Consider the following 15,626-nt stretch of genomic DNA (forward strand, 5'->3'; position numbering starts at 1 on the left):
CGCCGTTTCCAGATTGGGGCGTCGCCCCAAACCCCGTGGTATGTCTGGTCAGAAGAAGAGTTAGCCGAGTTCCTTCAGCCGGTTTAATGCCTCGTTCAGTTTGGCGTCTTCTTCTTCACGGGCGGCGAGGTTGGCACGGGTTTCTTCAACGACCTCCTCGGGCGCGCTGGCCGCGAATTTGGGATTGTTGAGCCGCCCGCGCAGGCCACCAAGTTCCTTGGCAAGTTTGCCGAGGGTCTTTTCAAGCCGCGCGATTTCCTCGCCCACGTCGATCACATCCGCCAGTGGCAGCCCGAAGGTACCGCCCGAAACGGCAAGCGCCACGGTACCTTTGGGGAAATCATCGACTTCGCTCAGGCTTTCGAGCCGGGCAAAGCGCTTGATCAGCGCCTCGTTGCGCCCATAGGCCTCTTTTGCGTCTTGCGTGAAACCTTTGACCACCAATGGCACATAGGCCCCGGCAGGCACGTGCATCTGTGCGCGCGCCGAGCGGATGAATTCAATCAGGCGGATCACCCAGTTGAGTTCAGCGTCCGCCTCAGAATCCACCAAATCGGTGGTATAGGTCGGCCAGTCGGCGTGGATCAGCGGCTTGGGGCGGTCCTTTTTGCCCCAAAGCTCTTCGGTGATGAAGGGCATGATGGGATGCAGCAGGATCAGACATTGATCGAGGGCCCATGCGTACGTTGCCTTGGTTTCCTCAATTTCTGCAGTGCTGCCTTCGTCAAAGATCGGCTTGGTGAATTCCAGATACCAGTCGCAGAACGTATTCCACGTAAAGGCATACAGGGCCTGCGCGGCATCGTTAAAGCGGTATTCGGTCAGGGCCGCATCCACCGTCTCGCGCGTCTTTGCAATCTCGCCTTTGATCCAGCGGTTGAGCGGGTGCGTCGTTTCGGGCACCGCATCCGCGTGGGGTATGTCAAACACGCCGCGCATGTCGCCATAGCTGGCCGCGTTCCACAGTTTCGTTCCGAAGTTGCGGTAGCCTGCAATGCGTTGCGTGTCGAGTTTCAGCGTCCCACCAAGGCTTGCCATGGCCGCAGATGCAAAGCGCAGCGCGTCCGCGCCGTATTCATCGATCAGGTCAAGTGGGTCGATGACATTGCCAGTGGATTTGGACATCTTCTTGCCCTTGGCGTCGCGCACAAGGCCATGGAGGTAGACGGTGCTGAAAGGCACCTGATCCACCACGGCCAGTTGCATCATCATCATCCGAGCCACCCAGAAAAACAGGATGTCCTGACCCGTGATCAGGTCAGAGGTGGGGAAATACTTGCCCAGTTCCGCTGTGTCTTCGGGCCATCCCAGCGTGCCGATGGGCCACAGGCCTGAAGAGAACCACGTGTCGAGTACATCCGGATCGCGCCACAGTCGCACGGGCTGGCCATCGTCCTGATATTTCAGGCTGATGGATTCCTGTGGGTTTTGCGCCTCGGTATCGACAAGGAAGCCTTGCGCACCCGTAGTCGCGTAATACTGCCCGGCGAGCGCGAGCGCCTCTTCATGGGTGGCCGCACAGAAATGCACAGGTTTTGTCGTGTCCCATTCGTCTGAATGCGTGCCATCCTCATTTTCGGTGTGCACGACGCTGGGCCCGTACCAGACAGGGATCTGGTGACCCCACCACAACTGGCGCGAAATGCACCAGGGCTCGATATTTTCGAGCCAGTGGAAATAGGTCTTTTCGCCGGAGTCAGGCAGGATTTTCACATCACCCTTGCGCACAGCATCAAGCGCGGGGCCGACGATCTTGTCCGTGTCCACGAACCATTGATCGGTCAGCAAGGGTTCGATCACCACCTTGGAGCGATCCCCAAAGGGCTGCATAATCGGTTTGGAGTCTACCAGCGGTCGGGTGTCCGTGATTTCTGTGCCGTTCTCGTCCTTTGACGTGACGGTTTCCATCACGGTGAGCCCTTCGGCGGTGATGTCGGCCACAACCCGTTTGCGCGCCTCAAACCGGTCAAGGCCGCGATATTCGTCCGGGACGAGGTTCATGATGGCAATCATCGCCTCGTCAAACTCCTGTTCGCCACTGGCGATCTTCTGGGCGATTGCGGCCTCTTCTGCATAGGGCTTGCCATCGCTGCGCATCGCGGCGCGCGTGTCCATCAGGTTGTACATCGGGATGTTGCCGCGCTTGGCCACCTGGTAGTCGTTGAAGTCATGCGCGCCGGTGATCTTGACCGCACCCGAGCCGAAGTCGGGGTCAGGATATTCATCGGTGATGATCGGGATCAGGCGGCGATGTTCTTTTGGCCCGACAGGGATTTCGCAGAGTTTTCCGACAATTGGCGCATAGCGTTCATCTGATGGATGAACGGCCACTGCCCCGTCGCCCAGCATGGTTTCGGGCCGCGTGGTCGCGATCGAGATATAGTCGCGCGTCTCGCGCAGGGTCTCGGTCCCGTCCTCGTCCTTTTCGACATATTCGTAGGTTGCACCGCCCGCCAGCGGGTATTTGAAGTGCCACATGTGGCCCGCAACTTCGATGTTCTCGACTTCGAGGTCGGAAATGGCGGTTTCAAAATGCGGGTCCCAGTTCACCAGCCGCTTGCCGCGATAGATGAGCCCCTTGTTGAACATCTCGATGAACACCTTGATCACGGCGTCATGAAAGTTGCCTTCCTCACCCTTTGGCGCGCCGGGTGCGCCGGACATGGTGAACGCCTCGCGCGACCAGTCGCAGGACGCGCCCAGCCGTTTGAGCTGCGACACGATGGTGCCGCCGGACTCAGCCTTCCATTCCCAGACTTTGGCGGTGAACGCATCACGGCCCAATTCAGTGCGCGAGGGTTGCTGCTGTTCGGCCAATCGCCGTTCGACGACCATCTGCGTGGCGATCCCCGCATGGTCCGTGCCCGGCTGCCAGAGCGTGTCGAACCCGCGCATCCGGTGCCAGCGCACAAGGACATCTTGCAGCGTGTTGTTGAAGGCATGGCCCATGTGCAGAACACCGGTGACGTTGGGGGGCGGGATCATGACGCAGTAGCTGGCCGCATCGGTGCGCGCGTTGGCCCCGGCGGCGAAACAGCCCCGGGCCTCCCACTCGGCGTAAATGCGTGCCTCGACTTCGGCGGCGTCGAATTTTTCCAGTGCCATGATGTGTGGCCCCCTTTGACTGTCGGGGTGTGAGATAGCTGCGTGCATGGGTGAAGGAAAGGGGGTTTTGGGATGGGGAGCGCTGCGATACCTTGCGCGCATGAAGGATTTGACACACGGACCCGCGCCGGGGTTTTGGCGTATGTTGTGGCACACCGGGGGAATGCTGCCGCTGTTTCTGGCGGTATTCACGGTGATCTTTACCCTGATCAGCATGGCGGAGCTGCGCAAAGGTCTCGCCTTTGCCGCGCGCGGGGTGGAAGTGAGCGGGCAAGTCATGGACCGCGACGAAGTGCGTGTGCGCCGCGATGATCGTTGGCAGACCGACCACTACCTGACCATGCGCTACACAGTACCGGACGAGGTGATCGAATTGCGGCGCAAGGTGACACGCTCGGTCTATGACGCCTCCGACATCGGGTCATCGCGCACTGTCCGTTACATGCCTGATGCGCCGCGCCAGGTCGAATTCAAGATCGGGGAGACGCTGGCCGCGGGGCAGACCATGCGTTGGCTGGCGCTGGCACTGGGCCTCGCAACGCTGGGCACGCTTTGGTGGAAGGGCGGGCGGGCTGTGGATGCCATTCGCGCCCGCAAATTCGGGGCTTTGGAACAGGTGACCGTCACCGGCGTGCGCGAGATTAAGCACAAGAACGACAGAACCTATACCTTGGAGTGGACCGACGCAGACCACGTAACCGGCAGCAGCCTCACATCGGGCAGTCGCGCCCGGTATGCCGATTACCCGCCGGGCAGCCGGATCGAAGTCTATCGCGGCGCGCGCGGGCACATGTGGTGGGTCGGGGATGTCGGCCCGCGCACTGCCGCCGCCACTGTTCCTTCCGTCGGCAGGGGCTAGTCGCTTCTGGCTCTGGACACGGGGGGCGCATCCGCTAGGTTCGCCCATGACTGATGCCGCATTCATTGCAGGAGCGCCCCCATGGACAAGTTCGGAAAAAGCCAACCCGTCACCCGCCGCGAAGATGTGCGGTTTCTGACTGGCGAGGGACGCTACGTGGATGATATTGCGCCGGCCAACGCATTGCAGTGCTTTGTTTTCCGCTCGCCCGTGGCCCATGCTACGATCACCGATCTGGATATCAGCGACGCGAGGTCCGCCGACGGCGTGCACGCCATCTACACGCTGGCTGATCTGGAAGCCGCAGGCATGAATGTCGCCATGCAGGGCACGACCACGAAGAACCGCGATGGATCGCAAGGTGCCGCGCCCGAGCGCCCGATGCTTGCCCGCACGCGCCTGCGTTTTGTCGGCGAGCCAATCGCGGTGATCGTTGCCGATACGCTGACGCAAGCACGCGATGCGGCTGAATTGATCATGCTCGACTATGACGACCTGCCCGCCAAGATGGACATGGCGCGCGGCGGTGAGGCGCTGCATGACGAGGCCCCCGACAATGTCGCCTACGACTGGCACATGGGGGACAAGGATGCCTGCGATGCCGCCTTTGCCGCTGCCGCGCGGGTTGTCAGCCTTGATGTGGGCGACAACCGCATCATCGTGAATTCGATGGAGCCGCGCGGTTGCTATGCCGAGATGGAGGGCGAGCGCCTGCATGTCGCCATCAACGGCCAGGGCGTGTGGGGGCCAAAGGAGCAGTTGGCCAAGGCGCTGAACGTCGATGCGGACACGATCCGCGTGACCAACCCCGACACCGGTGGCGGGTTCGGGATGAAGGGGATGATGTATCCCGAATATTTCGTCTTGGCCCATGCTGCGCGTGACCTCAAACGCCCGGTGCGCTGGATGTCCGAGCGCACCGAAGCCATGCTGAGCGATAATGCCGGGCGCGATCTGACCTCGCTCACCGAACTGGCCTTTGACGAGAACCACAGGATCATTGGCTATCGTGTCTACACCGAGGCGAACATGGGGGCCTATAATTCGCAATTCGCCCAAGCCATTCAGACACAACTGTTTTCACGCGTTTTGATGGGGGTTTACGATGTGCAGACAACTTATCTGCACTCGGTCGGCTACTACACCAACTCGACACAGGTGGACGCCTATCGCGGGGCCGGGCGCCCCGAGGCGATCTATGTGCTTGAACGGGCGATGGATCGTGCTGCGCGCGAATTGGGCGTTGATCCGCTGGAACTGCGCCGCATCAACTTTATCAAGCCTGACCAGTTTCCCTATGCAACAGCGACGGGCGAAACCTATGACGTTGGTGATTTCGACAAGGTGCTGCACCGCGCCGAGGCCGAGGCGGACATCCCGGGCTTTGCCGCGCGCAAGGCTGCGGATGCGGAACGCGGGCTGCTGCGGGGGCTGGGCCTGTGTTACTATATCGAAAGCATTCTGGGTGATCCTGCGGAGACGGCGAAGGTCGAATTCACCGATGAGGGCCGCGTGAACATCTATGTGGGCACACAATCCAACGGGCAGGGGCATGAAACGGTCTATGCCCAGTTCCTGAGCGATCAGACCGGCATTCCGGTCGATATGATTGATGTGGTGCAGGGGGATTCCGACCGCATCAAGCAGGGCGGTGGCACGGGCGGTTCACGGTCGGTGACAACGCAGAACAATGCCACCCTCGCGACCGTGGGCGCGATGACAGAGGCTTTTGCCGCGTTTCTGGCGGATGAAATGGGTGTGCCCGCTTCGGAAATCAATTTTGACGATGAGAGGTTTCGCGCGGATGGGTCGAACATGACCCCCACCATGCTTGAGGTTGCCGATCTTGCCCGCGACAAGGGCCGGAATGACTTGCTGGTGCATGAACGTCGCGTCGCACTGGAGGCGCGCAGCTTTCCGAACGGCTGTCATGTTGCAGAGGTTGTGATCGACCCGGACACCGGCGTGACCACCTGTGACCGCTACAATGTCGTTGATGATTTTGGCAATCTTATCAACCCGATGCTGGCCGAAGGGCAGGTGCATGGCGGTGTTGTGCAGGGCCTCGGGCAGGCCCTGACGGAGCACGTGATTTTTGACGAGGATGGCCAACTGCTCACGGCAACGTTCATGGACTATGCCTTGCCGCGCGCGGACGACGTCCCCATGATTGGGTTCACGTCAGAACCGGTGCCCTCGACAGCCAACATCATGGGGATGAAGGGCTGTGGCGAGGCCGGGACGGTCGGTGCGTTGGCTGCTGTGTCCAATGCAGTGCAGGATGCGCTGTGGGATCACGGTGTGCGGCAGGTCGATATGCCCTTCACGCCGATGAAAGTATGGGAACTGTTGCGGGATGACGCTATCGCGGCTGAATAGATCCATTGCAGGCTGGCTGAAAGGCCGGTTTGGCAGGGGAACGGCTCAGGCGGACCCGCCCATGCGGGGCCGCACCATCCACGTCATCATTATCGACGGCACCATGTCCACCCTTGATCCCGGGGATGAAACCAACGCGGGCCTGCTGGCCAAGCTGATGGGCGAAGTGGGCAATCAGGTCTCACTTTACTACGAGCCGGGATTGCAGTGGTCCGAATGGCGCCGCGCGGGCGATGTGCTGTTTGGCCGGGGCATCAACCGCCAGATCAGGCGCGCCTATGGCTATCTTGCTTCGCGCTACCGTCCCGGCGACAAGATCTATTTTTTCGGATATTCGCGCGGGGCCTATGCCGTCCGGTCGCTGGCCGGGATCATTGATCGCGTGGGATTGTTGCGCGCTGATGCTGCGACAACGCGCAACATCCGTGACATTTATCGCCATTACGAATGCACGCCCGAAGGCGATGCGGCGCGCATCTTCACGCGCAACAACTGCCATGAATCGATTGAGATCGAGATGATCGGCGTCTGGGACACGGTGAAATCCCTGGGTCTGAACATGCCCTACCTGTGGCGGCTCAGCGCGCCGCGCCATGCCTTTCACAACCACAGTCTGGGCAAATCGGTGAAACACGGCTTTCACGCGCTGGCCCGCAACGAAACCCGCGTCGCCTATGCACCTGTGATGTGGGACACCGCCCAGGATTGGGACGGACACCTCGTGCAAATGTGGTTTCGCGGTACCCACGGTGATGTCGGCGGGCATTTAAGCGGGTTCAATGCGGCGCGGCCCTTGTCGAACATTCCATTGGTCTGGATGCTTGAGATGGCAGAGGGCTGTGGTCTGCCGCTGCCCGATGGCTGGGCAAGCGCTTTTCCGCAGGACGCGACCGCGCCGTCTGTCGGTACGTTTCGCGGCTTCGGGCGCTGGTTCATCACCCGCAAGCCGCGCAAGGTCGGTCTTGATCCGTCCGAGCGGGTGCATCCGTCGGTCGTTCAGGCCCCACCACCCCCAAGCTGGTCGCAGCGCTTGTCCGGGTGGCGCGGCCGGGGGCGGACGCCCTCTGATCCTGCTGCGGCTTGCTTACCTGAGCTTCATGATGATGCAGGTTGTTGAGCCTGTGGCATAAAGTTTGCCGTCTTCAACGCCGCGGATTTCCCCGGTCGCGACCCCGGTGGAGCGTCCGGCGTGATCCACCGTGCCGATACACTCGATCTGCGTGCCCATCGGGATCGGGCGGGTGATGTTGATCTTGTATTCCAGCGTTGTGTAGACCGACCCGGCGGGCACTTTGGTCATCACCGCGCATGCCATCGCACTGTCGAGCAATGTGCCGTACCAGCCGCCATGGGTCGTCCCCATCGGATTGGTCACGTTGACATCGGGTGTGCCGCGAAAGACGACCCTGCCGTCCTCGACCGAATGCACGTGATAGCCCAGCGTCTTTGCGATTGGAGGCCCCGGAAGCGTGCCGTCAGCCATGCCTTGCATAAAGGCCAGTCCTGACATGGACAGCAGATCATCCTGACTGATCAGGGTGGCGGGGGAGGTCGCGATGGGCATGGGTGTCTCCGGCAACATGGCAGTTGAAGGAAACGTATCGCAACCAGACCGATCGGTCTAGTGGATCACTTCGATCCCGAAGACTTCGGCGTCACCTTCGGGCGCGCATCAGGCCACGTCGCGAATGGACGAGGGGCGCACGAGGCCAAGCGCGCGGCAGACCTGCAAGGTCAGGTCAGGTCGGTTCAGGGTGTAAAAGTGCAAGGCATCCACCCCTTCCTCGATCAGCGTGTCGCACAGATCGCTGCAATGGGTCAGCGCGTAGAGGTCCGCGCGATCCTCACGTGTGGCGCGATCAAAGGACGTGGCAATCGCCGCAGGGATCGGGGTGCCGCAGCGTTTGGCAAAGGATTTTGCACTTGCCCAGTTGCTGATCGGCAGAATGCCCGGCGTGATGGGCGCCGTGATCCCCGCATCGGCGCAGGCATCCCGAAAGCGCAGGAACGTGTCGGCCTCGAAAAAGAACTGCGTGATCGCTTCGGATGCACCGGCGTCAATCTTGGCTTTCAGCCAGTCGATGTTCTGCGCCATCGAGGTGGCATCGGGGTGACTGTCGGGATACGCACCGACGCGGATGTTGAACCCGCCGTCCTTGGCCAGTGCTTCGATCAACTCGACGCTGTTGGCAAATCCGTCTGGATGCGGTTCGAAAGCGCCGCCATCCGTGGCATCCCCGCGCAGCGCCACGATATCCGTGATCCCGGTCTTTTTGTAGCGCGCCGCTGTGCGCAACACATCCGCGCGGCTTTGGTCCGTGCAGGTCAGGTGGGCCGCAACGCGCAAACCGGATGTCTTGCGCAGGGTCTGCGCGGATTCTTGGGTCAGTTCGCGGGTCGAACCGCCCGCGCCATAGGTCACGGACACAAAGCGCGGGTCCAGCGGCGCAAGCGTTTTGACCGTGTCCCAAAGGTGGAAAGAGGCGTTCAGCGATTTGGGCGGAAAGGTTTCAAACGACAGGGCGGTCATGACAGCGGTTCCTTATGAGGTTGCATCGAGTATCGCGCGCGCTGTATCTTGAAGCAAATTCATAACATTCATCATTTACATGAGGCGCGTATGCATATCGAGTTCCGCCACCTGCGCACGATCAAGGCCATACACGAAGCGGGTGGGCTGGCCCGTGCGGCGGATCAGCTGCACATCACCCAGTCGGCACTGAGCCATCAGGTCAAGGGACTTGAGGATCAGGCGGGCGTGGAGCTGTTCGTGCGCCGCTCGAAACCTCTGAAGCTGTCTGCGGCGGGGATGCGCCTGTTGCGGCTGGCCGAACAGGTGCTGCCGCAGGTCGAGGCGCTGCAGGCGGAGTTCACGGGCCTGCGCGATGGTTCGTCCGGTCGGTTGCACATTGCCATCGAGTGTCATGCCTGTTTCGAGTGGCTTTTCCCGGTGCTGGAACAGTTTCGCCGCGTCTGGCCGGACGTGGATGTGGACATCCGCCCGGGCCTTGCCTTTGATGCGCTGCCCGCGCTGATGAAGGAAGAGGTCGACCTGGTTGTCTCTTCCGATCCGGAAGACCTGCCCGGGACGGAGTTCGTGGAACTCTTTGATTACGCGCCTGTTTTCGTGGCTGCGTCCACACATCCGCTGGCCAAGAAGGCTTTCATTGATGCTGAGGATTTTCGCGATCAGACCCTGATCACCTACCCGGTCGAACGGACGCGCCTCGATGTATTCAGCCAGCTGCTGATCCCGGCCAAGGTGGAACCTGCCGCCGTGCGTCAGGCCGAGTTGACGGCCGTGATCCTGTTGCTGGTGGCGTCGAACCGGGGTGTGTCGGTTCTGCCCGATTGGGTTGTGCGCGAGGTGAAGTATTCCAGCGACTACGTCACACGCCCTTTGACGAAAACCGGCCTGACCCGCCGCCTTTATGCCGCTGTGCGCAGCGATGAGCGCGACAAACCGTATATGCAAAAGCTGATTGAACTGGCGCGCATCGAGGCGCGCAAGTTGCAGGACGTCTGAGACAGGCCTTTCCAACCAGCCCCGGCCTAAATCAGTTTGACGATCTGTTTGCCCACATTGCGCCCTTCAAGCAGTCCGATGAAGGCGTCGGGTGCGTTTTCGATGCCGTCCGCGATGTCTTCGACCAGCTTGATGTCGCCGCTGGCCACCTTTGGCGCGATGTCAGCCAGAAATGCGGGAAAGCGATCCCAGTGGTTCGAGATGATGAACCCCTGCACCCGAAGGTGACTGACAAGGATCGTGCGCCACAGGGCGGGCACGCTCATCGCCGCTTCGGCCCCGGCACCCAGTCCCCCTGCGTTGTACCACGCGATCATGCCGCATAAGGGGATGCGCCCGTGTTCTTTCATCAGCGGGATCACGGCCTCCAGCACCTTGCCGCCCACATTTTCGAAATAGATGTCGATGCCGTCAGGCGCGGCCTCTGCCAGTGCCTTGCGCAAGCTGCGCGCATCCGGGTGGGCGCGGTGATCAAGGCACACGTCAAAGCCGAACGTGTCCACGGCCAGCGCGCATTTGTCCGCGCCACCCGCGATGCCCACGGTGCGCAAACCCAGTGATTTGGCGAGTTGCCCGACCATCGACCCGACAGGCCCGGTCGCTGCAGCCACAACCAGTGTTTCCCCCGCCTTGGGCTGGCCGATTTCGTGCAGCGCGTACCACCCTGTAAACCCGGGCATACCCAGAACGCCAAGGCTGGTTGTGATCGGTGCGCTGTCGGGGTCGACCTTGCGACACATCTTTGCATGCGCCACGGCGTGCGTGGCCCAACCAAACGGGCCAAAGGCAAAGTCGCCGGGTTGGAACCCATCGGCGTTCGAGGCGATGACTTCGCCCACGCTGCCCCCTTCCATGGTGCCGCCCACGGGGATGTTGGCCGTATAGGATTTACCTTCATCCATGCGCCCGCGCATATACGGATCCAGCGACATGTAATGCACACGTACCAGAACCTCACCCGGTCCGGGCGTTGGAACGGGCCCTGTTTCAAGCGCGAAATCGTCCAGTGTCGGCGCGCCGTTCGGGCGGCTGGCGAGGGTGATATGCTGCATCTGGTCGGACATGGGGGCACTCCTGCTGGGATCGCATCACCTCAACAGGGCCTGGCCCCCTTGGCAAGGGCAGCTGTGGGGCGTATAGCGCGCCGTCTGACCCCCTTTCCCGTCTTCGGAGCGTTCCCATGGCTGCCAGCGCAAACCTCAACATCATGATGAAAGCCGCGCGCAAGGCGGGCCGGTCACTGGCCAAGGATTTCCGCGAGGTCGAGAACCTGCAAGTGTCCATGAAAGGGGCCGGCGATTTTGTGTCCAAGGCCGATATCGCCGCCGAGGCCATCATCAAGGAAGAGTTGCGCACGGCGCGCCCCACCTATGGCTGGCTGGCCGAAGAGGGCGGCGAAGAGGCGGGCGAAGACCCCACGCGCCGCTGGATCGTGGACCCGCTGGATGGCACGACGAACTTCCTGCACGGGTTGCCGCACTGGGCTGTGTCCATCGCGCTGGAACACAAGGGTCAGATCGTGGCGGGCGTGATCTATGATCCGGCCAAGGACGAATTGTTCTTTGCCGAAAAGGGGCAGGGCGCGTTCATGAACGATCAGCGCCTGCGCGTGTCCGGCCGCTCGAAAATGATCGAGGGGCTGTTTTCGACGGGTCTGCCTTTTGGCGGGCGCGCTGATCTGCCCGAAACCTTGCAGGAACTGGCGCGCCTGATGCCGGTTTGCTCGGGGGTGCGCCGCTTTGGGGCCGCAGCACTTGATTTGGCCTACGTGGCGGCGGGCCGCTATGACGGGTTCTGGGAACGTCGCCTGAACGCATGGGACATCGCCGCAGGCGTGTTGATCGTGCGCGAGGCAGGCGGCTTTGCCGAGCCTTTGAACCCTGCGGGCGACATCCTTGAGGACGGCGAAATCATCTGCGCCAACGAGCCGATGTTCCCGCAACTGGCCAAAATCATCCGCGCCTAAGGCTTGCGATCCGAAGGGTGGTTTATGCCATCCGTCCACGGGATCGGCTCATGATCCGCCGGGTTGATCCCGTCCAGCGTACCCATGTTCACGCCGATATGGTCTGGGTTGGCGCGCTGGTTGTGATACATGTAGATGCCGCAGATTTTGCAGAAATGATGCCGCGCCGTTTTGGTGCCCCATTGATAAAGGGTCAGGGCGTCCGCGCCCTGCACGACCCTAACCCCGTCCTTGGGGGCCACCACAGCAGGGGCGGCCCGGCGGCGACAGAACGAACATGTGCAGCGCACCGCTGTGCTCAGCCCATCAATCAGCGTGACCTCAAGCACCACGGCCCCGCAATGACAGGACGCCTTCATCGCCGCACCTTCGGGACGCGCGACATATCATAGCGCGCCTCGGGATGCGGCGGATGCCCGTCTGTGCGCCGCCAGAACCCCGCAGCGCCGCGTTTGAGCCACAACGGCAGGGTCAGCGCCAAGCCCGCCACAAACCCGCCTGCATGCGCCCAATAGGCCACGCCGCCTGCCTCAAGGTCAGCGCCGATCCCGCCCACGAACTGCATACCGAACCACACGGCCAGCAAGATCCAGGCGGGGATCGGAAAGATGCGGATAAAAACGATCAGGATCAGCAGGATATCGACCCGCGCCTTGGGGAAAAGCAGCAGGTAGCTGCCCATGACCCCTGCGATGGCCCCTGACGCTCCAACCGTGGGGATGGTCGAGCCGGGGGCCGAGATCACTTGCACCAGCCCCGCGACAATTCCGGCGGCGAGGTAGAAGACCAGATAGGGGATATGCCCCATCTCGTCCTCGATATTGTCGCCAAAAATGAACAGGAACAGCATGTTGCCGATCAGGTGCATCCAGCCACCATGTAAAAACATCGAACTGAACAATGTGCTTAACCCATCTCCCATCGTGATCCGGGCTGGGATCGCTGCGTAGTCGAAAAAGAATGCGTTGAGCGCGCGCGGGTCGTCAAACAGGCTAACATAGCTGAGGAAGATGCCGATATTGGCGGCCATCAGCATGTAGGTCACATAAGGGGTGCGCCCGGACGGATTGTGATCACGGATAGGAAACATACGCCAACACTTGGCCGCGCCGGGGGCGCGTCAAGGGCTGTGGGGGTGCTTGGGCGATTTGCGCGCCGAATCTGGCCGTAGGCAGCAACATGGCATCAACCAAGACTTGCAGTGGTAATCGCCAAGGCAGTCATGTGCGCGGAATTGAGGGATCACGGATCTGTTCAGTTGACCTGAGCGCCATGTGGCGCATCATAGACCTTATGAAACCGCTTTTGATCCTTGTCCTGCTGTCGGGCCCCGCATGGGCCGACAACTGTCCACCCAGCCCCGACAACTCGGCCGCACTGTCAGTGCTGATCGACAAGATCTCGCGCAGCCCCCGACGAACGTGCCGCCCGCCCCATCTCGGGTCAGATGTGGGAACTTTGGCTGAAAGCGCCCGATGCCGCAGCCCAGGAGGTTCTCGACAAGGGGATGCGCCAGCGCAACAACTATGATTTTCTCGGCTCTTTGGAGTCCTTTGACCGGCTGGTTGCATATTGTCCGAACTATGCCGAAGGCTACAACCAACGCGCATTTACCAGCTTTTTGCGCGAAGATTTTGCCGCAGCACTGGTTGATCTTGATGTGGCTTTGACCTTGTCACCGGATCACGTCGGCGCGCAGTCAGGGCGGGCGCTGACGTTGATGAACCTTGGGCGCATCGACGAGGCACGCGTGCAAATGGAAGCCGCGTTGGAAAACAATCCCTGGCTGTCGGAACGCGCCCTATTGGCCAAGGGCGCACCGCTTGGGCCGAAGGGCGAAGATATCTGAACGTGGGTGCAAGGTGGTCCGCCAGATTGCTTTTGATGGTGCGGTGCGCGCCTGATCGAACCAAACGAAAATTGCGCGAAAAATACGACACTCCCGCTTGAGAACTGCGTTGTTTTCATGACCCTGTGGTCGTACTGAGTTGTCGGGCTCCGAAATGGCCCCGACACCCCGTGCCCGCGTGGTGGAATGGTAGACACAGGAGACTTAAAATCTCCAGGCGGAAACGCCGTGCCGGTTCGAGTCCGGCCGCGGGTACCAAAACAGCCTTTCGCCAAATGCAGTTGATTGCCGCGATGGCCCGTCCGCACGAGCCTTGTGCTTGCAGGGCCCATCAGGTCGGACCTGTCGGCACTGTGATCTGAATGCGGCCTTGCACCAGTCCGTTGCGCGCGACAAGCGGGCGGTGGTCCTGCCCGCGCAGCACGACGTCGATCTCGTGCGTGCCAGGGGCCAGCGGACCGATTTCGACAATCGGGGCGTAAGCGGACGCGACCTTTTGCCCGTTTACGTGAACATGCGCATGCCCGACCGGAATGGCCGCAGCGTCTGACACGCAAATCTCGGTAAACATGAAGGCCGTCGTGTCCAGCGTCACAAGGTAGCGACCACCGCCCATTGCCTGCGCCTGCACATCGACCATTGGTGGGGTTGCCGTGTCCGGCAGGATCAGGAAGACCGCGCGCGGCGGTCTTCCCTTGGCGTTTACGATGGGCGCGGCGATCACCAGTGTGGTCAGCAGAAGGGCGATGAGGCAGGGACCGACGCTTAGTCTGGTCAGGGGAGATACAAACATCAGACTGCCCTCATTTGCTGAAACCGGGGTGATCTGTGCGCGACCGGCACGGTGCGTCCGGCCAGAAGGATCACCAACAGCGCGCCATAGAGGTTGGCGTGAAACAGCGGGGTTTCGCCCAGAACAATGGCCAGAAACGTGATCGCCCCAAGGATCGCCAAGGCTACAGGTCGCACCAGCCGCCCGGTCACCAGCAAGGCACCGCACAGAATTTCGACCCCGGTCATCACCAATGCGATGATGGGCATCGGAATGCCGAATGTGGGCATGTTGCCGTGCTCAAGGATCGCGATCAGCAGGGTTGGTTGTATCAGCTTGTAGGCCAGCCCCAGATATACAAAACCGGCACCGATCAGGATATGCGACATGCGCCAAAACACTTGACGATAAGGGGCAATCAGCCGTTCCGCCGTGTCACAATTCAACACGTGATCGACCGAAAAACGGCCCGCGCCCAGGGCGATCAGGATCAGACCGGGTGCTGCGAAATGCGGGCTGTAGGACCAGAAGGACGGTCCGAAGACAATGGGCCCGGTCAGCGACAGGGCGATCATCGCAACACCACAGGCCCGCGTGGCAAAGCCCGCGATCAGCAATATGGCGAGGGCCACCTGCACTGAGATCAGCACAGGCGCGCCCGCGACAGTGGTCAATTGCATGTCCGGCACCAAAAATGTGGGGGTGATCCACGCCTCGGTTCCGTGCCGGGGCAGCCCGCCAAAGGCCGCCAGCAACATCATGATCGCAAGCCCGAAGCGCAAGGCAAGCGGCCCAATACCGCCGTGGCGTTTCCAGACTGGCGTGATCACCCGATCTTCGACAATTGCGATCAATGGTTCGAACCGAAGCGCCACAAGGGTTACGGCAAACCCAACGCTTGCAGCAAGGCCGAGCCAGAGTTGGCTGCGAAACAGCGCGGGGATGGATGCCCGCGACAGTTCTTCGATTTCGGATGGCGTCAACAGCCATGCTTCATGCGCGTTGAGGGGGTGGAAAACAATATGAGGATGGGCAGCGCGGAAGCTATCCGCGCCATTCTGTAATGGTGTTTCATTTGAATCTCCTGCAAAAAAACAGAATTGGATGTCTTAAATACGGATCGTTTCAGCCCGGAAAATCGGGCCCGTGGATATTGAAATTGGCAGTTCA

Annotated in this window: 14 protein-coding genes and 1 tRNA gene; 7 read left to right on the top strand and 8 right to left on the bottom strand. The window is 61.1% G+C overall.

Translation table 11 applies throughout. From position 1 onward, the window contains the following. Window positions 1–60: 60 nt before the first annotated feature. Window positions 61–3,105 (bottom strand): valine--tRNA ligase, encoded by a 3,045-nt coding sequence (locus tag ACERZ8_RS11980; RefSeq protein ID WP_407592414.1) that lies wholly within the window; start codon window positions 3,103–3,105, stop codon window positions 61–63. 142 nt (window positions 3,106–3,247) lie between these two features. On the opposite strand from ACERZ8_RS11980, the gene ACERZ8_RS11985 reads away from it, so the two are divergent. From ACERZ8_RS11985 to ACERZ8_RS11995, 3 genes are all read left to right on the top strand, one after another. Beyond that, entirely contained in the window at window positions 3,248–3,964 is a 717-nt protein-coding gene (locus ACERZ8_RS11985; protein WP_407592415.1) for a DUF3592 domain-containing protein, read from the top strand. A gap of 81 nt (window positions 3,965–4,045) precedes the next feature. Beyond that, window positions 4,046–6,343: a xanthine dehydrogenase family protein molybdopterin-binding subunit gene (locus ACERZ8_RS11990; RefSeq protein ID WP_407592416.1), complete on the top strand. Its 2,298-nt coding sequence runs from the start codon at window positions 4,046–4,048 to the stop codon at window positions 6,341–6,343. Continuing rightward, window positions 6,321–7,460, top strand: a complete 1,140-nt coding sequence (locus ACERZ8_RS11995; RefSeq protein WP_407592417.1) for a DUF2235 domain-containing protein — start codon at window positions 6,321–6,323, stop codon at window positions 7,458–7,460. Before ACERZ8_RS11990 ends, ACERZ8_RS11995 begins: the two co-directional genes overlap by 23 nt. Here ACERZ8_RS11995 and ACERZ8_RS12000 read toward each other — a convergent pair. Further along, a complete protein-coding gene (locus tag ACERZ8_RS12000; RefSeq protein ID WP_407592418.1) occupies window positions 7,428–7,907 on the bottom strand; it encodes a PaaI family thioesterase in 480 nt (159 codons plus the stop codon). The two genes, ACERZ8_RS11995 and ACERZ8_RS12000, sit on opposite strands and share 33 nt — an antisense overlap. A gap of 108 nt (window positions 7,908–8,015) precedes the next feature. Continuing rightward, window positions 8,016–8,873, bottom strand: a complete 858-nt coding sequence (gene metF, locus ACERZ8_RS12005) for a methylenetetrahydrofolate reductase [NAD(P)H] (protein WP_407592419.1) — start codon at window positions 8,871–8,873, stop codon at window positions 8,016–8,018. Between the two features lie 90 nt (window positions 8,874–8,963). On the opposite strand from metF, the gene ACERZ8_RS12010 reads away from it, so the two are divergent. Continuing rightward, complete coding sequence (locus ACERZ8_RS12010) at window positions 8,964–9,869, top strand: LysR family transcriptional regulator (RefSeq protein WP_407592420.1); 906 nt, start codon at window positions 8,964–8,966, stop codon at window positions 9,867–9,869. Window positions 9,870–9,895: 26 nt separating this feature from the next. Here the strand turns inward: ACERZ8_RS12010 and ACERZ8_RS12015 are convergent, their stop codons facing one another. Continuing rightward, window positions 9,896–10,933 carry an NADP-dependent oxidoreductase gene (locus ACERZ8_RS12015; protein WP_407592421.1) on the bottom strand — a complete coding sequence of 346 codons (1,038 nt, stop codon included), beginning with the start codon at window positions 10,931–10,933 and terminating at the stop codon, window positions 9,896–9,898. A 116-nt stretch (window positions 10,934–11,049) separates the two neighbouring features. Here ACERZ8_RS12015 and ACERZ8_RS12020 point away from each other — a divergent pair, with 116 nt between their 5' ends. Continuing rightward, window positions 11,050–11,835, top strand: a complete 786-nt coding sequence (locus ACERZ8_RS12020) for an inositol monophosphatase family protein (RefSeq protein ID WP_407592422.1) — start codon at window positions 11,050–11,052, stop codon at window positions 11,833–11,835. On the opposite strand, the gene ACERZ8_RS12025 is transcribed toward ACERZ8_RS12020, so the two are convergent. Beyond that, a complete protein-coding gene (locus ACERZ8_RS12025) occupies window positions 11,832–12,194 on the bottom strand; it encodes a GFA family protein (protein ID WP_407592423.1) in 363 nt (120 codons plus the stop codon). The two genes, ACERZ8_RS12020 and ACERZ8_RS12025, sit on opposite strands and share 4 nt — an antisense overlap. Then, window positions 12,191–12,925 (bottom strand): rhomboid family intramembrane serine protease, encoded by a 735-nt coding sequence (locus tag ACERZ8_RS12030; protein ID WP_407592424.1) that lies wholly within the window; start codon window positions 12,923–12,925, stop codon window positions 12,191–12,193. Before ACERZ8_RS12030 ends, ACERZ8_RS12025 begins: the two co-directional genes overlap by 4 nt. 357 nt (window positions 12,926–13,282) lie before the next feature. Between ACERZ8_RS12030 and ACERZ8_RS12035 the strand changes: the two genes are divergently transcribed. Both ACERZ8_RS12035 and ACERZ8_RS12040 read left to right on the top strand, forming a co-directional pair. After that, a complete protein-coding gene (locus ACERZ8_RS12035) occupies window positions 13,283–13,684 on the top strand; it encodes a tetratricopeptide repeat protein (RefSeq protein WP_407592425.1) in 402 nt (133 codons plus the stop codon). A 172-nt stretch (window positions 13,685–13,856) separates the two neighbouring features. After that, window positions 13,857–13,942 (top strand) — tRNA-Leu (locus ACERZ8_RS12040). 73 nt (window positions 13,943–14,015) lie between these two features. On the opposite strand, the gene ACERZ8_RS12045 is transcribed toward ACERZ8_RS12040, so the two are convergent. Together ACERZ8_RS12045 and ACERZ8_RS12050 are read right to left on the bottom strand one after the other, a co-directional pair. Beyond that, window positions 14,016–14,477 carry a hypothetical protein gene (locus ACERZ8_RS12045; RefSeq protein ID WP_407592426.1) on the bottom strand — a complete coding sequence of 154 codons (462 nt, stop codon included), beginning with the start codon at window positions 14,475–14,477 and terminating at the stop codon, window positions 14,016–14,018. Beyond that, window positions 14,477–15,439: a hypothetical protein gene (locus tag ACERZ8_RS12050; protein ID WP_407592427.1), complete on the bottom strand. Its 963-nt coding sequence runs from the start codon at window positions 15,437–15,439 to the stop codon at window positions 14,477–14,479. The genes ACERZ8_RS12045 and ACERZ8_RS12050 overlap by 1 nt, the downstream gene beginning before the upstream one ends. Window positions 15,440–15,626: the final 187 nt, after the last annotated feature.

The organism is Tateyamaria armeniaca, assembly GCF_045797845.1.
In the GTDB taxonomy this organism is placed as follows: domain Bacteria; phylum Pseudomonadota; class Alphaproteobacteria; order Rhodobacterales; family Rhodobacteraceae; genus Tateyamaria; species Tateyamaria armeniaca.